Source organism: Billgrantia sp. NRB1, from assembly GCF_056921725.1.
The window spans coordinates 2,391,200-2,411,788 of the sequence record NZ_CM167783.1 but is presented as its reverse complement, the minus strand read 5'-3'; the positions used below and the strand labels follow the sequence as shown (position 1 = coordinate 2,411,788).

Below are 20,589 nucleotides of genomic sequence, written 5' to 3'. Positions count from 1 at the left end.
CTTCGACTCATGCCATCACCCGGTTGCGACCCTGGTGTTTGGCGGCGTAGAGGCTGCGGTCGGCGCGCTCGATGAGCGCATCGCGTGGCTCACCGAGGCGGTACTCGGCCAGGCCGATGCTGACGGTGATCCGTCCCGGCTCGATGCCAAAATCATGCCCTTCAATCCGCTGGCGAAGCCGTTCGGCCAGTGGGCGGCTGCGTACCATGGGGGTGAGCGGCAGCACCACGGCAAATTCCTCCCCGCCCAGGCGACCCACGGTATCCTCTTCGCGCAGCAGCTCCCGGCACAGGGCGGCGACTTCGATCAGCACCTGGTCACCCTGCAAGTGTCCCCAGGTGTCGTTGATCCGCTTGAAATGGTCGAGATCGAGCAGCATGAGCGAGAGCGGGGTGCCGTGGCGGTTGCACAGCGACATTTCTTCATTGAGCCGGTTGATCAGCTTGCGGCGGTTGGCAAGCCCGGTCAGGTCATCGGTGTCGGAGAGTCGCCGCAGGCGCGCCTCCTCGGCCATCTGTTCGGTGATGTCGATCATCAGCCCATGCCACAGCACGCCGCCTTCGGCATCTTCCGGCTGGGCGCGCACGGCCACCCAGCGGCAGCGCCCGCTGGGCAGCCGGAAGCGAAACTTGGTGGCGATGGGCAGGCGAAAGCGCGCAGAGCGCTCGATGGCCGCCATCAGGCGCGGGTAGTCGTCGTCGTTGAGGCGATCGAGCAGAGGGCGGGCACTGTGGGCCAGCTGCTGGCGGTCAATGCCCGGCAGCGCGGCCCCGCTACCGGCCAGGTAGGGGAAGTGCATGTGGCCCTTTGGGTCACGATGAAATTGGAAGATGATACCGGGCACGCGCTCGGTAAAGCGGTGAGCGCGATCCGATTCATCCAGCCCCCCACCCGGCATGATGATGTTCTCAGGCATGCGGGCGTTCCCGTAATGGCTCTGAACCCAGGCAGTTCGTGCCCGAGGTTCGGAACAGATTATTGTGAAGACTTACGCTGAGTGGCCGGATTCGGCGCCCACATCAGGCAGTGACGGTCGGCATGCCGTGAGGAAGTCGAGCGGCCAATAAGTGGACAATCTACTAATATACAATGTATTGAAGTGTAAGGCAGTCCCCCACGTCTGTAAGACATTGCCGACAGTGGGTGTAAGCCTGGGCGTAGGTGGGCGGGAGCTCATCGCGGGGCGTCATAGCGGCCGGGACGGTCTCGTGAGAACACGACCTGCCAGAGCTGCAGGTCGCGGGCTCGAAAGGCGCCGGCACACACCGACAGATAGTAGCGAAACATGCGCCGAGTCCGCTCGGCGTAGCGGTCGGCGATTTCCTGCCAGCGGCTATCGACGTTGTGCAGCCAGGCCATCAGGGTGGTGTCATAGTCGGCGCCGAAGTTCTGCCAGTCCTCCATCAGCAGCAGGCTTTCGCTGGCCTCGGCGATCTGCTTGGCCGAGGGCAGCATGCCATTGGGGAAGATATAGCGATGGATCCAGGGGTCGATACTGACCTCACTGCGATTGGAACCGATGGTGTGCAGCACGAAGAGACCGTCTTTCTCCAGCAGCTGTCTCACGGTCTCGAAGTAGGTCCGATAGTTGCGATGCCCGACGTGCTCGAACATGCCGATGGAGACGATGCGGTCGAACCGCCCGCCCAGATCCCGGTAGTCCATCAGCTCGATGGTCACCGGCAGCCCGGCACAGCGCTTGCGGGCCAGGTCGGCCTGCTCGCGTGAGATGGTGATGCCGGTCACGTTGACGCCGTGTTGACGGGCGGCGTGTTCGGCGAAGCTTCCCCAGCCGCAGCCGATGTCCAGCACGCGCATCCCCGGGCGAAGTTCGAGTTTTCGACAGGCCAGTTCGAGCTTGGCTCGCTGGGCTTCGTATAGGGTGTTGGCTGTCTTCCAGTACCCGCAGGAATAGCAGAGGCTAGGGTCCAGCATGCGTTCGAAGAGGTCGTTGCCGAGGTCGTAATGGGTCTCGCCGACGATATAGGCGCGAGCCTTGCTCTGCAGGTTGATCAGCCCAGCCTGCAGGCGGTACATCAGCCGCTCGGAGGGGGTGTGCGCGTGTTCGCCCAGCCCATGCAGCAGCAGGCGGCAGGTCATCTCATCGAGACGCTCGCATTCCCACCAGCCATCCATGTAGGCCTCGCCGAGCCCGAGGCTGCCCTGACGCAGGACGCGAGCGCAGAAGTCGGGATGGTAGATCTGCGGGTCCCAGGGGGCGGGGCCGTTGAGGGACACGCCGGAGCCTTCGAGTAGGGCGTCAAGTACCCGTTTGGCACGGGTGTCCGGCAGGGCGAGGGGGCCGATGCGGTGATCACTGGTCATGGAAACCTCCCGATCCATCAGGTGCACGCATGGCGGGGCGAAGCCGCTGCATAGTGTGAGCCTATGTCAACTGAGCATAGACCAGGTGATCGCCGACGGATAATGGAGGTGGCTGATATACTGTGGCGCCAACCTTTCGTAACCACGACCGGAGCCCGCACAGTGTCTAGTGAATCGCCGCTGATCATCGCCCTCGACCATCCCTCCCTGGACGCGGCCCTCTGCCTGGCCGACGGCCTGGACCCCGCTCGCTGTCGGCTCAAGGTGGGCAAGGAGCTGTTCACCCGCAGCGGCCCGGATGTCGTCGAGGCCCTCCATGGGCGCGGCTTCGAAGTGTTTCTCGATCTCAAGTTCCATGATATCCCCAATACCGTGGCGGGGGCGGTCCAGGCGGCCGCCGAGCAGGGGGTGTGGATGGTCAATGTGCATGCCGGCGGCGGGCGGCGGATGATGGAAGCGGCCCGGGAACGGCTGGATCGCCATGGGCTCTCGACGCGGCTGATCGCGGTGACCGTGCTGACCAGCATGGAGGCCGCGGATCTGGTGGAGGTGGGCGTGACGGCCGATCCGGTCACTCAGGTCGAACGGCTGGCGCAGCTGGCCCAGGCGAGCGGCATGGATGGCGTGGTGTGCTCGGCCCAGGAGTCGGCGCGGCTGCGTGAGCTGTGCGGTGCCGACTTTCTCAAGGTGACGCCGGGGATTCGTCCCAGCTTTGCCGCCGCCGGAGATCAGCGGCGTATCATGACGCCGCGAGAGGCGGTCGATGCCGGCAGCACTCACCTGGTGGTGGGTCGACCGGTGACTCAGGCCAAGGACCCCATGGCGGCGCTGGCGGCCATCGAGCAGGAGCTGGCATGATCACTCTCCCTCGATACCGGTGATGGGCCGGGTCGTTCCCCAGCTGCGACAGCGCGGGCACTGCCAGTGCAGGGGCTCGCCGGAAAAGCCGCAGCGGCCACAGCGATGTCGGGGCCTGGCCGCGAGCAGCGTATGGGTGTGCTGCTTGAGCAGCCGGATCCGGGAGTCCGGCTCGCCCTGCTCGAGTTGCTGATGCTGATAGAGGTCCAGAAGATAGTCCAGCGCTCCCAGGTTCGGCTCGCGATCGAGCTGTTCGGTGACCAGGTCGATGGCCGCCGCAAGCCCCTCGCGCTTGCGGCGCACTTCGGCCAGCAGGATGATCAGGCTGGTGAAGGGCTCGCGGTCGAGTAGCTGCTGCAGGCAGTCGGCCAGGCCAGCTTCGTCATCTAGCATCTCGTAGGCGTGCTGCAGGGGGGGGAGCAGAGTCGGCACGAAGGCCCTGTCCTGCTCGGGAATGCGCATCAGCAGACGAATTGCCTCCCGGTAGTGGCCGGTGTCCTGCTCCAGCTCGGCAAGCTGCAGGTTGGCGCGTACGCACTGCTTGTCGATGGATAGCGCCTTGCGCAAGTGCTTGCGGGCAAGCCCTGGGCTTACCGAGTGGCGCTCCTGGTGGGCCAGTTCACACAGCCAGTGGGCCGCGGCGCGTCGAATGTCGTCATGCTCGCGAACCAGCACCGGGTGGGCCACCTCGAACGCTGACTGCCACTCGCCCTCGCGATCGAAGAGGTCGGCCAGCAGGCGCTTGGCGGCCAGGCGGCTCGGTTCGTGATGGGACTCGCGGATGACCTGCTGCAGCAGGCGCTCGGCGCGGTCGAGGAGGCCCAGATGCAGGAAGTCTCGCGACAGTTCCAGCTGGACCTGATCGCTTTGCGCGGAGGTCAGGGTGGGGCGGGCCAGCAGGTTCTGATGAATCTTGACGGCGCGGTCGGCCTCGCCGCGAGTGCGAAACAGATTGCCCAGAGTGATGTGGGTGTCGATGGTCTCGCTGTTGACCTCCAGGGCCGAGACGAAGGCTTCGATGGCGCGATCCGGCTGCTCGTTGAGCAGATAGTTCAGGCCGACGAAATAATCCCGCGACAGCGATGAGGGCCGCGCGGGATCTGGGGCGTCCTGTCGATCTCGGCGGCCAAGCCACCAGCCGATGGCAACGGCTGCCGCCAACAGGGTCAGCAGCAGTGCATCGGGCATTTACGGCAGTTCCTTGAGCTCCTGAACGCGGAGTCGGTCGAGCTCCTTGCGCTGCTGACGATTCAATCGCTGGGCGCGGGACAGCGTGGTGCGCAGCCGCAGCCATACGCCGGTCATGGCCAGCATGCCCAGTATCACCCCGCTGGCCAGCGATGCCAGCAGCCAGACAGAGAGCGAAATCGGCGGCAGCTCGACCCAGATCAGATTGAGGGGGACCGTTTGCTGATTGTTGACGGCGAACAGGATGCCGACCAGCAGCACCCCCAGCAGTATGATGGCCAGGATCAGGCCTTTGAGCCAACGCATGTGTCTATCCCTTGTGAATGATGGAGTCGTTAGTAGCCGAGCGCTCGGCTGGCATTGACCTGCTCGCGCAGCTCCTTGCCGGGTTTGAAGTGTGGCACGAACTTGCCCTCCAGCGCGACAGGCTCGCCGGTCTTGGGGTTGCGACCGACGCGAGGCTCCCGGTAATGGAGCGAGAAGCTACCGAAGCCGCGTATCTCCACTCGGCCGCCTTCGGCAAGGGTATCGGTAATGTCGTCAAGAATGAGGCGAACCGAGGATTCGACCTCCTTGATCGAAAGCTCGGGCTGTCGCATTGCGATCTGCTCGATCAACTCGGATTTGGTCATCGGCTATCTCCAGGCGGTCCCCCGAGTCCGGGTGGATGTGGGCGGCATTCTTGTTGTGTCTTCAGCATACTGCTCAAATCGTGATAAAACAACGCACTACGACCATGGTCAAGCAGTGAGCTCGATGTGGCGGATGAGGCTGCCGCGTCGCAGTGGCTCCGGTATACTGGCGGTCCATTCACCCGGACACTCGAGGCCCACGTTGAGCGAAGCGACTAACCCGGATGCCGCAGCCCTGCGCAAGCGTCTCTATTGGCACTCCCGCCGCGGCATGTGGGAGCTGGACCTGCTGCTGGTTCCCTTTCTAGAGCACTGCTACGACGATTTGGACGATACCGACCAGGCTGCCTATCGCGAGCTGATCAAGGAAGAGGATCAGGATCTGTTTGCGTGGCTGATGCGTCGGGAGCGCCCCACCAACGCGGCATTCTGTCGCATCGTGGCGCTGATCCAGGCCCATGCCGAAAACGCCGATAACGATCCTCGTCGCCCCGTCTAGGCTCGCCGGCTGGAGCCATGGCCTGCTGGGCGTGGCCGTGGTGGCGGTGCTGGCGTATTACAGTGGGGCACCGCTGGCGATGGCGGGGCTGGCCTGGCTGGCGCTTTCCATGGGCTATCTCGCCTTTCGTCCCCAGTGCGGGGATCTGCGCCAGGTACCGGAGCAGGGCGGTCGTGATCGCTGGTACTGGCGAGCCTCGGCCGGGGAGGCCTATCGGGAGGTGACGCTGCGCTGTCGCTACCTGGGGCCTTGGCTGATCGCCCTGCAGCTGGGAGGCGTGGAGCGTACCCTCTGGCTATGGCCGGACAGCAGCGGTCGCGAGTCGCTTCGCCGACTTCGGCACTGGCTGGTGCAGCACGGCTAACGGGGCGCCTGCGCCGCCCCCGTCGACCGGTCAGGCGGCGCTGGGTGTCACTTCGGACGGGTCGGCGCGGGCAGGTCGGTCAGGCGAATCCGCGAAGGGCTGGGGCGGAGGGCGTCGTCCACCTGTCGCGGGCAGTCCGGGTTGTAGTGCAGTCCACGCGATTCGCGACGCGACCGAGCGCTGGCCACCGTGAGCCTGGCCAGGCGAAGCGCATGCCACAGGCTGGCCAGGCCGGCGTCGGGGCGGGACTGATTCACGTCTCTTGCCACTTCTGCCGCCAGCTGCTCGAGTTCGTCTGCCGCCCGCTGGAGACCGCTGTCGCGGCGCACGATGGCCACGCGAGCGCTCATGATATCGCGCATCGCCAGCCGCCATTGACGGAGTCGCTCCCGGTCTGGGGGCGCATCGCCGGCCTGCCAGGGCGGTAGCGGGGCGGGGGGCGCCTCGCGGCGCTGGGAAAGGCGCTTGGCGCAGCTGCGGGCGAAGACCAGGCATTCCAGCAGCGAGTTGCTGGCCATGCGGTTGGCGCCGTGAAGCCCGGTGCAGGCCACCTCGCCGATGGCGTAGAGGCGGGGCACGCTCGAGGCGCCGTCGAGGTCGGTGGCGACGCCGCCGCAGCTGTAATGGGCCGCAGGCACGACGGGAATCGGGCGCTGGGCGATGTCCAGCCCACGGCTGGCGCAGTGGGCGTAGATGGTGGGGAAGTGGTGATGGATGGCCGCTTCCCCTAGGTGACGGATATCCAGGTAGACGTGGTCATGGCCGGTGCGCTGCATCTCGGCATCGATGGCGCGGGCGACGATATCGCGCGGGGCGAGCTCGGCGCGGGGGTCCAGCGCGGGCATGAAGCGCTCGCCTGCAGCGTTGAGCAGCTTGCCGCCTTCGCCTCGCACCGCCTCGCTGATGAGAAAGGGTGGGCCTTGTGGATCATAGAGGCAAGTGGGGTGGAACTGCTGAAACTCCAGGTTCATCAGCTCGGCACCCAGCTCGGCGGCCATCAGCATGCCTTCGCCGCTGGCGGGCTGGGGGCTGGTGGTATGGCGATAGAGCCCGCTGGCGCCACCCGTCGCCAGCACCGTATCCGTCGCCATCAGCTCGATGAGGTTGGCGCTTCGGTCCAGGCAGCGGGCGCCGCGACACTGGCCGAGGGTGTCGCCGATCAGGCCGATGGCGGTGAGATCGTCGCGTACCGTAATGGCGGGATGTGCCTGGGCGTGCTCCATCAGGGTCTCGAGCACGGCGCGTCCGGTGGCGTCCTCGGCGTGAATGATGCGCCTGGCGCCGTGGCCGCCTTCCCGGGTGAGGTGGTAGGGATAGCCGGCGTCGGGGCTGGGGTCGCGCGTAAAGGGAACGCCCAGCGACAGCAGCCATTCGATGGCGGCCGGCCCCTGCTCCACGGTAAACCGAACGGCGCCTTCGTCGCATAGCCCATCGCCGGCCACCAGAGTGTCCGCCACGTGGGCGTCGAAATCATCCTGGGGAGAGAGCACTGCCGCGATACCGCCCTGTGCCCAGCGGCTGGCGCCCTGATCATCGCTGGCGGGGCGCACCAAGGTGACGCGACGCCGATCCGCGGCATGCAGGGCCAGAGTCAGGCCGGCGACGCCGCCGCCGATCACCAGAACATCGTGTTCGCTACGGAGCATGCGTGTTCTCGCTGGAGCGCGTTGCATCAGCCCTGTCGAGCGGGAGGCCTATTGAGCCGTCGGGGGAAAATCGGGTGAGGCGCCTGGTGCCCGGAGCCGGGCTCGAACCGGCACGGTGTTGCCACCGAGAGATTTTAAGTCTCTTGCGTCTACCAATTTCGCCATCCGGGCGGCACGGTGTCGAGCAGGATGCTGAAGGGAAATAGTGGAGGCTGGAGTCGGAATCGAACCGGCGTACACGGAGTTGCAGTCCGCTGCATAACCACTCTGCCATCCAGCCTCTAAGAGTCGTAGGTCAGACTCGATGCAAGTCTGGAGCGGGAAAGGAGATTCGATCGGACCGGCGCACCGGCTCGCGACCCTCGCTACCACGCATCTGACTCGATGCAAGTCTGGAGCGGGAAAGGAGATTCGAACTCCCGACCCTCGCCTTGGCAAGGCGATGCTCTACCACTGAGCTATTCCCGCTCGACTCGAGAGCGAATTATACGGATAAGTGCGTAGCTGTCAAATGGTTGTTGATCACCGGGTTACATCGAGCGGCTCAGGTGCGGCCAGGCGGCGCGCAGGTAGAGCGCCATGGACCACAGGGTGAGGATGGCGGCCACATAGAGGGTCGCAATCCCCACGTAGGCCAGGGCGGAGCCGGGCGTGAAGGCCAGCAGCAGCAGCAGGGCGGTCATCTGAAAGGTGGTCTTGACCTTGCCGAGCCAGGAGACGGCGACGCTGCCGCGTTTGCCCATTTCGGCCATCCACTCGCGCAGGGCGGAGATCACGATCTCGCGGCCGATGATGACCAGGGCCGGGAGCGTCAGCCATACGCTGTCGAAGCGCTCGATCAATAGCGCCAGGGCAACGGCGACCATGAGCTTGTCGGCGACCGGGTCGAGGAAGGCCCCGAAGGGGGTGGCTTGGTCCCAGCGCCTGGCCAGGTAGCCATCCAGCCAGTCGGTCACCGCCGCCAGGGCGAACAGCCCCGCCGCCACCGGCATGCTCCAGGCGTAGGGGAGATAGACGAACACCACCAGCAGCGGGATGAAGGCGATTCTGGCCAGCGTCAGGATGTTGGGGATGTTCATTATGGGCGGGGTCCTTGCCGAAAGTCTGGAATACCGAAATGGGGCACTTTCTTGGTTCATCGCAAACTGGCGTGAACTTGCCCTGTGGGAGGGAGCTTCAGCTCGCGAAGTAGTGCGCAGCGCTACCCATGGGGCGCCTGCGGCACCTTCGCCCGGCAGAGCCGGCCTCCCACCATGAAACCTGCCAGACATGTTCACGCTAAAGTGCGAAGAACCCTATTCTATCTTCAGGCGGCGGCTTCATCCATGCAGGGCGCGATGAATCGTCTCGGCCAGGGTGGCGCTGATCCCCGGTACTCGCGCCAGCTCCTCTCGGCTGGCCTCCTTCACGCCCTGCAGGCCGCCGAAAAAGCGCAGCAGCTCCCGGCGCCGCTTGGGGCCGACGCCGGCAATGCCTTCCAGGGTCGAGCTGCGTCGCGTCTTGTCGCGCCGTGTGCGATGGCCGGTGATGGCAAATCGGTGCGCCTCGTCGCGCAGGTGCTGAATCAGATGCAGTGCCGGTGAGGTGGCGTCCAGGTCGAGCTGGCGGTCGACGGTTTCCAGGAACAGGGTCTCCAGGCCGGCCTTGCGGGTCGTCCCCTTGGCGACACCGAGCAGCAATACATCGGGGAGCTCTAGCTGGGCCAAGATGTCCCGGGCCAGGTTCAGCTGTCCCTTGCCCCCGTCCACGAGCAGAATGTCGGGCACCTGGCCTTCTCCATCCGCCAGGCGTCGAAAGCGTCGTTCCAGGGCCTGGCGCATGGCGGCATAGTCGTCACCGGCGGGCACGCCTTCGATATTGAAGCGGCGGTAGTCGGATTTGCGCGGACCGTCGCGGTCGAAGACCACGCAGGAAGCGACGGTGGCCTCGCCATGACTGTGGCTGATGTCGAAGCACTCGAGCCGCTGGGGCGGTTGGGGTAGGTTCAGGGCCGTGCGCAGGGCTTCGAAGCGTCGTGCCAGCTGGGTCTGGCTGGCCAGCTGGCCGGCGAGCTGCTGTTCGGCATTAGTTCGCGCCAGTTCGAGCCACTGGCTGCGATGCCCGCGGACGCGGTGGGTCAGGCGGATGCGGCTATCGGCGCGGGTACAGAGGGCGCGCTCCAGGATGTCGTGATCGGCCAGCGGCAGGCTGGTGATGACTTCCCGGGGGATCACCCGTCCCTGGCCCAGGTAGTACTGGCTGATGAAGTCGCCGAGCAGGGCCTCCGGGTCAAGGTCGAGGCCATTGTCGGGTGCGTGATGACGCGCGCCCAGCAAGCGCCCCTGGCGCACCGACAGCACGGAAATGCACAGGGCGCCTGGTCGGCTGGCCAGGGCGAAGATGTCGGCATCGCCGCCCTGGGTGTCGACGAACTGTCGCTGCTGCAGCTGGCGGAGGTGCTGAATCTGGTCGCGCAGCCGTGCCGCGTCCTCGAAGGCAAGCTCGCGGCTGGCGGTTTCCATGGCCTCGGTCAGCTCTTGGGTGACCTGCTCGCTGCGTCCTTCTAGGCACATGACGGCATGCTCTAGGTCCCGGCGATAGTCAGCCTCGCTAATATAGCCGACGCAGGGGGCGCTGCAGCGCTGGATCTGGTATTGCAGGCAGGGGCGCGTGCGATGGGCGAAGACGCTGTCCTCGCAGTTGCGAATGCGAAAAATCTTCTGCATTAGCGACAGGCTTTCGCGCACGGCACCGCTGCTGGGGTAGGGTCCCAGGTAGCGGCCGTCATCGTGCCGCTTTCTGGCGCGCTTGTATTCGAGCGCCGGGTAGGGGTGCCGATCGGTAACGAAAACGAAGGGGTACGACTTGTCGTCACGCAGCAGGATGTTATAGGCCGGGCGTAGCTCCTTGATCAGGGTCTGCTCGAGCAGCAGTGCCTCGATCTCGCTACGGGTTACCGTGACTTGGATATCGGCGATTCGCGACACCATCGCCTGGGTCTTGGCATTCAGGGTGCCGCGAAAGTAGCTGGCCAGGCGCGCTTTCAGCCGCTTGGCCTTGCCGACATAGAGCGTATCGCCGCGGGCATCGAGCATGCGGTAGATGCCCGGTGCCTGGGTAAGGTTGGCAAGAAATTGCCGGGAATCGAAGCTCATCGCGTGCCGGGTACTGGTTGATGGACCATTAGGGTACCAGATCGACCGGCTCAGTTGGCGGTGCTGAAGCCCTCTACCAGGCCGTGGCGCAGGCCAAGATGGGTGAGCTCCACGTCGGTCTCAACGCCCAGCTTCTCGAAGATCCGGTACCGATAGGTGTTCACGGTCTTGGGGCTGAGAAACAGCCGATCGGAAATTTCTGCGACGCGCTGACAGTTGACGATCATCATTGCCACCTGCAGTTCGCGCTGCGACAGCTGGTCGAAGGGGTTCTCCTCCGGGTTGAAGCGGGACAGCACCAGGCGCTGGGCGATGTCCGAACTGATGTAGCGCTGGCCGGCAAAGACGCTGCGAATGGCGTCGATCATGTCGGGTGGCTGGGTATCCTTGCTGATGAAGCCGCTGGCGCCGGCCTCGAGCAGACGCTGGGCGAAGTTGTCTTCCATGAAGCCGGTCAAGGCGAGGACGCGAACGTCAGGGCAGGTGAGGGTAATCTTGCGGGTGGCTTCCAGGCCGCCTATGCCGGGCATGCGCAGATCCATCAGCACCACGTCCGGCGTCAGGGCGCGGCTAAGGTTGATGGCTTGTTCACCGCTGGCGGCCTCTCCGGTCACCTCGATATCCTGCTCACTGTCGAGCAGGCGGGCGAGGCTGGTGCGCACCAGATGATGGTCGTCGACAATGAGAACCTTGATCAAGGCTGACGCTCCTCGGCGTTGCTGAACGGATCCCACGGGGGCGCCGTGGTACAGGGTTCTGTAATCGGGGGCAGCCGGGACGAGCCGGTGGCGCCCAGCGCTTAGAGCTTGCCACACTCAGTCAATAAGGCAAATTGACTTGAGTTCAAGTCGCGTCATTTTGGTCTATATGGGACAAACGCCGCATGGGCTCTTGACGTCTTGGTGCCGGCTGAGTAATATGTGCCTCGTTCTCGCAGGGCGAGGACATGTGGGGCCTTAGCTCAGCTGGGAGAGCGCAACACTGGCAGTGTTGAGGTCAGCGGTTCGATCCCGCTAGGCTCCACCAACAAGACATTATGAATCAGCCGCTTAGCGTACACCGCCAGGCGGCTTTTTCTTGTGCCAGATAAATTCCACGCCGTTTCCGCCGCGCTCTTAGGGGTGGCGGCTCGGGTCAGCGGTAATATGGGCGTCCAGCCACTCGTCGATGGCCTTGGGTGGCAGCGCCGGGCCAAAATAGTCTCCCAGCATGCTAGCTGCGGGTAGGGTGGCCGCCAGGGCAGCGCTGTCGGCATCGTTGACGTCGGTAATGACCGTTTCGATATCGAGTGTATCGAGCAGCTGGCATAGCGCCTTGGTCAGCTTCAGCTGGCTGTCATGCGAGGTAAGGGTCGCGCTCAGCCTGGCCTGGCAGAAAGGCAGGCGGGTTAGCCAGGCGAGGTCGAGTGGCTGCGAGCCCAGGCCGCTCACGGCCAGCCGCGCCCCCAGTTTGTCGATGCGCTTGAGCATGTGGGTGGCCTCTTCGAGACGCCCCGTCAGGGCGTGAGCCGGAACTTCCAGCAATAGCCACTCAAGCGGCGCCCGGCCCTGGCTGCGCAGGAAATGATCCAGCGGTCGGCGGTCGAAGGTGTCGTGGGCCAGATGGGATTCGCTCAGCGTGATCGAAACGGGGAGTGCGCCGCTTGGCAGGCCTCGCTCGATTCGGCGCTGTCGGTCGGCGATGGTGCGCTCGATGGCCCAGCGATCAAGGCGCACGCCGAGTCGCAGACGGTTGATGGTATCCATGAAGTCCGCTGGGATGCGTGGCCCTCGGCGCGTCTGGCGCCAGCGCAGCACGGCCTTCAGCCCGGTGCAGTGGCCAGTCGTGGGGGCCAGCTCGGGCTGGTAGTGAATTTCGAAGTACTGTTCGGGCAGGTGGGCGGCCTCGCTGAGCTGGCTTTCCAGCCGATGTTTCTCCTTGAGCTGAGTCGTCAGCCGCTGATTGACGAAGGCCAGGCGCCCGGGTCCCCGGCGGCGCGCCGTGTACATAGCGCTGCGTGCTCCGGTGATCAGTGATTCCTCATCTCGGGCGTCACCGGGGAAAAGCGAAATGCCGATTGAGGCGGTCAGCAGCAGCCGCTTGCCGTTGGCGATAAAGGGAGGCTCCAGTGCTTCCTGTAAGCGTTCTGCCACCGCCTGAGCGGCTTCGGCCGTGCCATCCTTCTCCAGCAAGATCACGAATTGATCGCCGCCCAGCCGGGCCAGCGTGTCCTTGCTGCGCAGCGAGCCGTTCAGGCGACGGGCCAGCTCGCCCATCACTCGGTCGCCTTCCAGGTGGCCGGCGACGTCGTTAACCGCTTTGAAACGGTCGATATCGATGAACAGCAGCGCCATGCTCTGATCGGCGCGTTCGGCCTGTGCCAGTGCGTGGTTGAGCCGGTCACAGAGTAGTAGCCAGTTAGGTAGCCCCGTCATGGAGTCGACGTGTACCCAGTGCCGGCCGCCGAAGCGATTGCTGTCCTGGGACGCGAGGCTGATGAAGGTGCGAAGGAAGTGCCCCGGGCGTCCCTTGTCGTCGAGAAGGGTGTCAACCGTCATCAAGGTTGGCAGTGACTCGCCGTCCTGCCGGCGGCACAAGACCTCCTGCTGCCAGGAATTGGTGGCCCTTGGCGGGTGGGAGTGGTTCGTTGCATCGGGCAGGTTGGTCGGCTCGTGCAGTGAGGCAAAAAAATGTTCGATGGGGCGGCCGATGGCAGAGGACGCTTCGCTCCCGGTCAGGCGATAGAAGGCCGGGTTGGCCAGCACGATCAGTCCGCGGGGGTCGGTGATCGCCATGCCTGTCTGTCCCTGTTCAAAGCCCTTCTGGATGAGCCTGACAGGGTGCGTTGCCAGCGAGCTGACACGCTTGGACGGAGGGGGGCTGGGCTGTTTGCTCATCGCTCTTCGCATCGGGGCTAGTGAATCGTTTCCATCTTCGACATCCTGTCCGGTGGAATCACTCCTGTGTATCGTCCATACCCGTCCAGGACTTTAGGGTACTTTGCTTTTTATTTTTTCTTGTATGGATTTAAGGGGAGTGGCGTGGCTTGTTCTGCCTTTGTGCTGGAGATGGAGTGAGCGCCCCTGCTGTGATCTAAAGGTGGGGGGAGTCCTGCCGATATGTAGGAATAGGTCCAGGCATTAGGTGAGCGATAGTCGGGCCTCAGGTATCTCCTCGGCTTTGCGCTTCTTTCCGTTGCGCCGCTACCATCATTTCTACCCTTGACTGAAGAGAGAGTGCGTTGCGCCTATTGACCTCCAGATTACCTCCTCTCATCGGCTCGACCCTGCGGCGGCTCTACTCGCTGCAGGGGCGGCTGCTGGTGGGGCTGGTCACCACCTGGCTGGCTATCGTCGGACTGCTGCTGGTGCTTGCCTGGTTGTTCGGCAAGGATCTGGTGGAGGATGCCAACGTCGCGCATCTGCGCTACGAGTCGCAGCTGATCGCCGATGGCCTCACCGAAAATGTGAATCGTCGGCTCGCCGCCCTCGAGCGCCTGGCTTCGCGGATGGAGACGCATGAGTCAGGCGAACTGAAGTCGCTGCTGGAAGACAATCAGGCGTTGATGGAGTGGTTTGAAGGCATCATGGTCACCGGCCCGGAAGGCCGAGTGCTCGCAGATTGGCCGGTGGTGGAGGGTCGCGTAGGCCTGGAGACAGCGTCAACCGAGTACTTCCGCATGGTGCGTCATTCTCCTTGGCCCTATGTCAGTCAGCCCTTCGTGGGCCGGGCCAGCGGAGACCCGCTGGTGTTGATGCTAGTGCCACGCTTAGGAGAGCGCGGCGAGTTTCTCGGCGTGGTAGGGGGGATGGTGAACCTCGCCCAGGGCGGCCTTTTTCGGCGCCTGGAGGCTGTCAGGCTGGGGAAGGGGGGCTATGTCTCGGTGTTCACGGCATCCGGCGAAATGCTGTTTCATCCGCGTCGGGACTTAGCGGTGGGTGGTCGGCCCGGCGGCGAGCAGGATCACGGGATGCTCGAGCTAGCGTTGGACGGCTGGCAGGGTGAGGCGGCGTCTCGCGGTGTCTACGGCGAGTCGGCGCTGGTCGCCTATCGGCAGATATGGCCGGCCGGGTGGGTCGTTGGTGTCGTGCTGCCTAAGACCCAGGTGTATGAGCCACTCGGTAGCTTCCTGGCCAGGCTTTGGTGGGCCTGGCTGGGCATGGCATTGATGCTGCTGGTCAGCATGTACTGGCTGGTCAGGAAGCTCCTGACGCCGCTGCATCTGCTCGAGCGTCAAATTGGCGAGGTGGGCGCTGGCGAGCGACGCTACCTAGCGCTCTCCACCCACATGGATGAGCTCAGGCAGGTGGCCAATACGTTCAATCGGCTCGAGGGTGAGCGTCTTGCAGCGCTGGAGCATCTCAAGGATCGTCAGGCCTTCCTCGATGCCGTGCTGGGCTCCACGCCTCTGGGAATGTTCGTAGCGGATCTCGATGGCAGGTTGACCTACATGAATCCGGCGCTGCTCGAACTGCTGGGGCTGGGTGGGGTTAAGGACAATCATGATTGGTGGGAGCGCATCCATCGCGATGATCGTCAGGGCACCGAGGACATGTGGCGTCATACCCTGGCAACCGGCAGCGACTTCGTCCGCCAGCTGCGCTTCTTTGATGGTCATGGCGAGACGCTGTGGCTGGAGGTGCATGCCAGCCAGGTGCGGGGTAGCGACCAGCCGCTGGGCTTTGTCGGTATGGTCAAGGATATCACCGAGCGTCGCCAGCAAGAGGCGCTACAGCGCTGGGAGGCCGAGCATGATCCCTTGACGGGGCTGCTCAATCGGCGCGGCTTCGAGCGCCGCCTCGAAGAGGCGCTCGCGGAATACGCCAAGACCGGTACGCCTTCCGTGCTGATCCTTTTCGATCTCGACCACTTCAAGCCGATCAATGATCAGGGTGGGCACGCGCTGGGCGATGAGATGCTTCGCCGAATCGCCCAGGTGGTGGCCTGGGAAGTACGACGTAGCGACCATGTGGCAAGGCAGGGTGGCGATGAGTTTGCCATTCTGCTGCCTAGCTGCACGCTGCGCCAGGCAACAAAGATTGCCGACTCGTTGCTGCAGGCGGTAGCCGATATTGGGGTGGTGCATGAAGGCAAGGAGTTCAGGGTGACCCTGAGTATCGGGCTCGCTGCATTTCAGGAGGCGGATGCGGCGATTGACGATGTGCTGTCGCGCGCCGATGTCGCCTGCTATCAGGCCAAGGCCAAGGGGCGAAATGCCGTGGTGGTCAGTGAGTCGCTGGATGGCGTGTGCCGGTCGGATGAAATCGATGAGCTGTTTTAGCTCGACATGCTGGCCTAGGGTGGGGCTCAGACCGAAGTGTTGAGGCGCCCGGGCTGGGCGGCAACTCGGCCGCTGGCGCGATAGACGGTCTTTTCTGCCGCGTCATGGATGAAGTCCAGCAAACGCTTGTTCTGGCTCATGCGAAGGCTGACCAGCTGTCCATTGAGCGTGTTGAGGCGATGCGCCTTGCGAGTATGTTCCAGGGTTTGCTCCCAGGCGTCCTGGCAGTTGGCGTCTCGGGCGGCCTGGTTGGCACCTTCCAGACCCTCTGTGTAGCCGAGGCGACGCTGCACGGATTGTCGCAGGGACTCCGTTGCTTCCAGCTGTTCGAGGCACTGCCCCTTTTCTTCGGCGATGGTAGCCAGGCGTCGGCCGTCGATGTCGGCGGCAGCCAGTAGTTCGCGTTCCTGCTCAAGGAGCGCGATCAGTGAATCAAGGCGTTGCCGCTGTTCGGCGAGCAGTTGGCTGAGGCTCATGGGTTGTCGCTGCCAGAAGTTTGCTGCAGGGATTTGATCAGGCCATCGGCGATGCGCTCGGGCCGAATCTCAAGGCGCCCCTCGCGAATGGCCTCGCGAATCTCCTCGACCTTGGCGGTATCGATATCGCGTGACGCGTCGGTGCCGGCCTGGCTAAGGTGGGTCTTGGCCGCCGTGGTGCTTTCAGGCTGATTCGGACGATCGCCTTCGCGCGTCTTGGAAGCCTCCTCGCGCGGCGTTGTCGGCGCGGGGCGAGATAGGGGGTTGTGGCTGTTGATCTTCACGATGGGGCCTCATGACCGGTGCTTTCTCACGCTATCGGCTGGCTGCGGCAGAACTTTAGGGAAAAGAGTCGTTAGGCACGGCTAGCGAGGGCGCGCACGGCGCACCCTTAAAGCGTGCCGCAGTTGGTCCTAAAAGTCCACGATCAGGGTGGCGTCACCGATGACTTCCGCGGTAATGACCTCCCGTGAGCTCAGTCTGACTCGAACTTTGTCACCGATTCCGCCGGGCTCCAGGGCCTGGCCCTCTCGGGCGATGCGAAAGCCTGAGCCGTGCGCCTCGATCGAGACCCGCTGGTTGCGCTCTACCAGTGGCAGGGCGCGGAACTGGTGCTCCTGCAGCGGTTCTCCAGCCCTCACGGAGCGGGTCGCCTGCTGGCCGATGAGCGCTTCGGCATCCATCACCGTGCGACTGGGCAGGTCGGCCAGATTGCCCTCGCGCTCTTCCAGGTCACCCGTTTGGACGTTTTCGCCAGCGGAAAGCGAGCGGTTGAGCACCGGGTAGCGACCGATCACGCCGATATCGGCTTGGAGATAGCGCACCTGTCTACCGTCGCTGCCGCAGCGAACGCCCACCGAGACGCGCCCCAGCGGCAGCGCTCCCTCGCGGGGCAAGAAGGGGTCCGGCGACTCGCAAGCAGGCAGCCTGGCCGAGGGAGGGTGAAGCTCGACGATGATTTCGTCACCCAGAGCCCGGGCCTGCTCGTGAAGGAAGCCGTGTACTGCCTGTAGCAGGGCGGCGTCATCATCTGACATGGCCATCGCGGGCAGTGCCATGGCGATGATCAGTAGCCAGCCGCTGAGATGTTTGGCAAGGCGCTTGGGAGCGTGAGTGTCGGTCATGAGGTTTCGCTGGCTGCCGCATGGGCAAGAAATGGCACTTGCAGCGATTCTATCCCGACGCTGATGCACGAATGGTGCGAAATGGCCGCGTAAAACCAGCCTGTTCGTGCCTTTGGGGTGACGCCTGCTTGGTTACTCTTCAGCCTCAGCAAGTTCCGCATACGCTTTCTAGGCTCTGCACACGGGGAATGCCGGGATGATCGATCAGCTCGAGTCCGCCTTCAACTACCACCAGCAGGCGCTGGGGCTTCGCCAGGAGCGCCACCAGGTGCTGGCGAGCAATATCGCCAATGCCGATACGCCGAATTTCAAAGCGCGCGACATGGACTTTGCCAGCGAGCTGAAGAAAGCGGTGGAGCATGGTCGAGGTGCCGGCAGCGGGCTTTCCCTGGCGCGGACCAGCGAGCGTCACCTGGCCGGTGAGGGGCTCGCCCCCTTGAATCGAGATCTGCTCTACCGCGTCCCGGATCAGCCGAGCCTGGACGGCAATACGGTGGACATGGATCGCGAGCGTACCCAGTTCGCCGATAACGCGGTGCGCTACCAGGCGGCACTGACCATCCTCAACAGCCGTATCCAGGGTCTCAAGAGCGCCATGCAGCCCGAGTGATCGTGGGCGAGTCATCAAAGAGAGAATCTACATGTCGATGTTTTCTGTTTTCGATATCTCCGGCTCGGCCATGAGTGCCCAGTCGCAGCGCATGAACGTCACCGCCAGCAACCTGGCCAACGCCGACAGTGTGGCCGGCCCGGACGGTGAGGCCTACCGCGCCAAGCAGGTCATGTTCGAATCGCGGCTCCACGGGAATAGCGGCGTCGGCGGCGTTGGCGTGCGCGAGGTCGTCGAGGACCCTTCGCCGATGCGCATGGAGTATCGCCCCGGGCACCCGCTCGCCAACGAAGAGGGCTATGTGACCATGCCCAACGTCGAGCCGGTGCATGAAATGGTCAACATGATTTCTGCCTCCCGCTCCTACCAGGCCAACGTGGAGGTCATGAACACCAGCAAGCAGATGATGCTCAAGACGCTGACGTTAGGGGAGGGCTGACCATGATGGGAGGCATTGATACCTCAGCGCTGGCCAATATCAACGGCGGCGGAGCCAAGCTGAGTCAGAGTCAGTCCGACGAGCTGCGCGAGAGCTTCATGACGCTTCTGATCACCCAGCTGGAAAATCAGGACCCCCTGAATCCGCTGGAGAACAACGAACTCACTAGCCAGTTGGCTCAGATCAATACGCTTAGCGGTATCGAGCAGCTCAACGACACCCTGTCAGGCATTACTGAGCAGCTGGACGCCAACCAGGCCATGCAGGCAAGCGCGCTGATCGGCCAAGGCGTGATGGTGCCGGGCGACCGAGTCGTGTTGGAACAGTCCGAAGAGGGGCATGCCCACACCACGCCCTTCGGTATCGAGCTCAATGACCCCGCCGATAACGTGCGGGTGACCATCACCAACGCTAGCGGCCAAGTGGTCAGCCGCTACGACATCGGTTCGGTGCAGGCAGGCGTCGAGTCGTTCCAGTGGGATGGCAAGACGTCCGAGGGTGATGTTGCCGCCCCCGGCGCGTATCGCGTCAGGCTGGAGGCCACCGATGCCGACGGTGATGCCGTCAGCGCCCAGGCGCTGAACTACGCCATGGTCGGCGGCGTGACGCCGAAGGATGGTAACGGCAACGTGCGCCTGGATCTTGGCGCCATCTATGGTCAGGTCGGCCTTAACGACATCAAGCAGATTCTGTAACGCAGCGCACACGCAGCAGGGAACAACGGGGATAACGTTATGAGTTTCTCACAGGCGCTTTCAGGCCTTAATGCACAACAGCAGAAGCTGGGTGCCATTGGTAACAATATTGCCAACTCGCAAACCGTGGGCTTCAAGAGTTCCGGCGTACAGTTTGCCGACGTATTCGCCAACTCAAGTATCGGTTTGGGCACCCGCGTCTCGAGCGTGACCCAGAACTTCAGTTCGGGCAATGTGGAATCTACCAACCGTAACTTGGATCTCGCCATCGGTGGCGATGGCTTCTTTCGCTATCAGCAGCCCACCGGAGAGGTGGCCTATTCGCGCAACGGCCAGTTGACCATGACCGCCGAGGGCGATCTGATCAACGCCCAGGGCGCCAGGATCATGGGCTACCAGGCCGATGCTAACGGCAACGTTCAGGCCGGCGGTGCGCCGGTGCCGCTGAATGTCCCCACCGGCGAACTGCCGGCTCAGCAGACGACCGGCCTCGACCTGGAGATGAACCTGAATGCTGGAGAAGAAGCGATTGATGCAGGCACGGCTTTTGATCCGGATGACTCGGACACCTATCACTACGTGACCAATGCTACGGTATTCGACTCACTGGGCAATCCTCAAAGTATGTCACTCTACTTCACGAAAAGGGTGGATGGTGGCTCTGGTGGCAATGATCAATGGGAAGTGAATGCACGCATCGGTGATGGAGATATTGAGCAAGTAACAGATGATTTAGAGTTCGATAACTCCGGCCGGTTGATTGCTGGTAGTGGTGGCCCATATGGGGTTGATTTTGATGGCCTCCCGGGTGTCGATGAAAATGGAGACAATGCTGAACTCGAGTTCAATATCGACCTGACCGCCGCCACACAGTTTGGTAACGACTCCGCTGTAACGTCCGCAACTCAGGACGGCTACACCTCCGGTGCGCTGGTGGGCATCACCATCGAGGATGACGGCACCATCATGCGCAACTACGCCAACGAGCAGTCGCTGGCGGCCGGTCAGGTGGCCCTGGCCAACTTCCGCAACCCGGAAGGCCTGAATGCCGTTGGCGACAACCTCTGGTCGGCGACCCAGGCCTCCGGTCAGGAAGTGGTCGGCGCCCCGGGCACCGGGCAGCTCGGTCAGATCGTGTCCAGCGCCGTGGAGACGTCCAACGTGGACATGGCCCGTGAGCTGGTGGACATGATCGTGGCTCAGCGAGCCTTCCAGGCCAACTCCCAGACCATCAGCACCCAGGACGAGCTGCTGCAGACGGTCATCCAGCTCTAATCGACTCGCATACCGCCGCTGCTGCCGGGAGACCTCTCGGTGGCAGCGGGAGCTGACAGGAAAG

21 protein-coding genes and 4 tRNA genes are annotated in these 20,589 nt (G+C 63.7%); 9 read left to right on the top strand and 16 right to left on the bottom strand.

Annotated elements, in window-relative coordinates; genetic code table 11:
• Positions 1-7: 7 nt before the first annotated feature.
• Both ACZIYR_RS10985 and cfa read right to left on the bottom strand, forming a co-directional pair.
• Positions 8-916: a GGDEF domain-containing protein gene (locus ACZIYR_RS10985; protein WP_483526713.1), complete on the bottom strand. Its 909-nt coding sequence runs from the start codon at positions 914-916 to the stop codon at positions 8-10.
• A 257-nt stretch (positions 917-1,173) separates the two neighbouring features.
• Entirely contained in the window at positions 1,174-2,325 is a 1,152-nt protein-coding gene (gene cfa, locus ACZIYR_RS10980) for a cyclopropane fatty acyl phospholipid synthase (RefSeq protein WP_483526712.1), read from the bottom strand.
• 162 nt (positions 2,326-2,487) lie between these two features.
• Here cfa and pyrF point away from each other — a divergent pair, with 162 nt between their 5' ends.
• Entirely contained in the window at positions 2,488-3,183 is a 696-nt protein-coding gene (gene pyrF, locus ACZIYR_RS10975; protein WP_473033823.1) for an orotidine-5'-phosphate decarboxylase, read from the top strand.
• On the opposite strand, the gene lapB is transcribed toward pyrF, so the two are convergent.
• The 3 genes from lapB to ACZIYR_RS10960 are packed head-to-tail and all read right to left on the bottom strand — an operon-like array spanning position 3,184 to position 5,003.
• Positions 3,184-4,371, bottom strand: coding sequence for a lipopolysaccharide assembly protein LapB (gene lapB / locus ACZIYR_RS10970; protein WP_483526711.1), 1,188 nt, complete (start codon positions 4,369-4,371; stop codon positions 3,184-3,186). It lies immediately after the preceding gene.
• Positions 4,372-4,677, bottom strand: a complete 306-nt coding sequence (locus ACZIYR_RS10965) for a LapA family protein (protein ID WP_473033822.1) — start codon at positions 4,675-4,677, stop codon at positions 4,372-4,374.
• 29 nt (positions 4,678-4,706) lie between these two features.
• On the bottom strand, positions 4,707-5,003 hold the full coding sequence (locus ACZIYR_RS10960) for an integration host factor subunit beta (protein WP_238974905.1): 297 nt from the start codon (positions 5,001-5,003) through the stop codon (positions 4,707-4,709).
• 202 nt (positions 5,004-5,205) lie between these two features.
• Between ACZIYR_RS10960 and ACZIYR_RS10955 the strand changes: the two genes are divergently transcribed.
• Positions 5,206-5,502 (top strand): FAD assembly factor SdhE, encoded by a 297-nt coding sequence (locus tag ACZIYR_RS10955; RefSeq protein WP_483526710.1) that lies wholly within the window; start codon positions 5,206-5,208, stop codon positions 5,500-5,502.
• Positions 5,462-5,866, top strand: coding sequence for a hypothetical protein (locus ACZIYR_RS10950; protein WP_483526709.1), 405 nt, complete (start codon positions 5,462-5,464; stop codon positions 5,864-5,866). Before ACZIYR_RS10955 ends, ACZIYR_RS10950 begins: the two co-directional genes overlap by 41 nt.
• 47 nt (positions 5,867-5,913) lie before the next feature.
• Here ACZIYR_RS10950 and nadB read toward each other — a convergent pair whose 3' ends face one another.
• The 7 genes from nadB to uvrY form a co-directional block, all read right to left on the bottom strand.
• On the bottom strand, positions 5,914-7,512 hold the full coding sequence (gene nadB / locus ACZIYR_RS10945) for an L-aspartate oxidase (RefSeq protein WP_483526708.1): 1,599 nt from the start codon (positions 7,510-7,512) through the stop codon (positions 5,914-5,916).
• Positions 7,513-7,596: 84 nt separating this feature from the next.
• Positions 7,597-7,683, bottom strand: a tRNA-Leu gene (locus ACZIYR_RS10940).
• A 35-nt stretch (positions 7,684-7,718) separates the two neighbouring features.
• Positions 7,719-7,792, bottom strand: a tRNA-Cys gene (locus ACZIYR_RS10935).
• 113 nt (positions 7,793-7,905) lie between these two features.
• A tRNA-Gly gene (locus ACZIYR_RS10930) sits at positions 7,906-7,980 on the bottom strand.
• Between the two features lie 62 nt (positions 7,981-8,042).
• The gene (gene pgsA, locus ACZIYR_RS10925; protein WP_473033818.1) at positions 8,043-8,591 is read right to left on the bottom strand and encodes a CDP-diacylglycerol--glycerol-3-phosphate 3-phosphatidyltransferase; all 549 of its coding nucleotides are present in this window, start codon (positions 8,589-8,591) and stop codon (positions 8,043-8,045) included.
• Between the two features lie 240 nt (positions 8,592-8,831).
• Positions 8,832-10,646: an excinuclease ABC subunit UvrC gene (gene uvrC / locus ACZIYR_RS10920; protein WP_473033817.1), complete on the bottom strand. Its 1,815-nt coding sequence runs from the start codon at positions 10,644-10,646 to the stop codon at positions 8,832-8,834.
• Between the two features lie 50 nt (positions 10,647-10,696).
• The gene (gene uvrY / locus ACZIYR_RS10915; protein ID WP_483526707.1) at positions 10,697-11,344 is read right to left on the bottom strand and encodes a UvrY/SirA/GacA family response regulator transcription factor; all 648 of its coding nucleotides are present in this window, start codon (positions 11,342-11,344) and stop codon (positions 10,697-10,699) included.
• Positions 11,345-11,596: 252 nt separating this feature from the next.
• Here uvrY and ACZIYR_RS10910 point away from each other — a divergent pair.
• A tRNA-Ala gene (locus ACZIYR_RS10910) sits at positions 11,597-11,672 on the top strand.
• Positions 11,673-11,761: 89 nt separating this feature from the next.
• Here ACZIYR_RS10910 and ACZIYR_RS10905 read toward each other — a convergent pair.
• Entirely contained in the window at positions 11,762-13,522 is a 1,761-nt protein-coding gene (locus tag ACZIYR_RS10905; RefSeq protein ID WP_483526706.1) for a diguanylate cyclase domain-containing protein, read from the bottom strand.
• Positions 13,523-13,866: 344 nt separating this feature from the next.
• Here ACZIYR_RS10905 and ACZIYR_RS10900 point away from each other — a divergent pair, with 344 nt between their 5' ends.
• Positions 13,867-15,906, top strand: coding sequence for a sensor domain-containing diguanylate cyclase (locus ACZIYR_RS10900; protein WP_483526705.1), 2,040 nt, complete (start codon positions 13,867-13,869; stop codon positions 15,904-15,906).
• 26 nt (positions 15,907-15,932) lie between these two features.
• Here the strand turns inward: ACZIYR_RS10900 and ACZIYR_RS10895 are convergent, their stop codons facing one another.
• From ACZIYR_RS10895 to flgA, 3 genes are all read right to left on the bottom strand, one after another.
• Complete coding sequence (locus ACZIYR_RS10895; protein WP_473033810.1) at positions 15,933-16,382, bottom strand: flagella synthesis protein FlgN; 450 nt, start codon at positions 16,380-16,382, stop codon at positions 15,933-15,935.
• Positions 16,379-16,666: a flagellar biosynthesis anti-sigma factor FlgM gene (flgM, locus tag ACZIYR_RS10890; protein ID WP_483526704.1), complete on the bottom strand. Its 288-nt coding sequence runs from the start codon at positions 16,664-16,666 to the stop codon at positions 16,379-16,381. The genes ACZIYR_RS10895 and flgM overlap by 4 nt, the downstream gene beginning before the upstream one ends.
• 129 nt (positions 16,667-16,795) lie before the next feature.
• The gene (gene flgA / locus ACZIYR_RS10885) at positions 16,796-17,506 is read right to left on the bottom strand and encodes a flagellar basal body P-ring formation chaperone FlgA (RefSeq protein WP_483526703.1); all 711 of its coding nucleotides are present in this window, start codon (positions 17,504-17,506) and stop codon (positions 16,796-16,798) included.
• Between the two features lie 196 nt (positions 17,507-17,702).
• Here flgA and flgB point away from each other — a divergent pair, with 196 nt between their 5' ends.
• From flgB to flgE, 4 genes are read left to right on the top strand one after another with little or no spacing between them, the layout of a single operon-like run.
• The gene (gene flgB, locus ACZIYR_RS10880) at positions 17,703-18,116 is read left to right on the top strand and encodes a flagellar basal body rod protein FlgB (protein WP_483526702.1); all 414 of its coding nucleotides are present in this window, start codon (positions 17,703-17,705) and stop codon (positions 18,114-18,116) included.
• Between the two features lie 31 nt (positions 18,117-18,147).
• Positions 18,148-18,555 carry a flagellar basal body rod protein FlgC gene (flgC, locus tag ACZIYR_RS10875; RefSeq protein WP_483526701.1) on the top strand — a complete coding sequence of 136 codons (408 nt, stop codon included), beginning with the start codon at positions 18,148-18,150 and terminating at the stop codon, positions 18,553-18,555.
• Positions 18,556-18,557: 2 nt separating this feature from the next.
• Positions 18,558-19,250 carry a flagellar hook assembly protein FlgD gene (flgD, locus tag ACZIYR_RS10870; protein ID WP_483526700.1) on the top strand — a complete coding sequence of 231 codons (693 nt, stop codon included), beginning with the start codon at positions 18,558-18,560 and terminating at the stop codon, positions 19,248-19,250.
• A 39-nt stretch (positions 19,251-19,289) separates the two neighbouring features.
• Entirely contained in the window at positions 19,290-20,525 is a 1,236-nt protein-coding gene (gene flgE / locus ACZIYR_RS10865; protein ID WP_483526699.1) for a flagellar hook protein FlgE, read from the top strand.
• Positions 20,526-20,589: the final 64 nt, after the last annotated feature.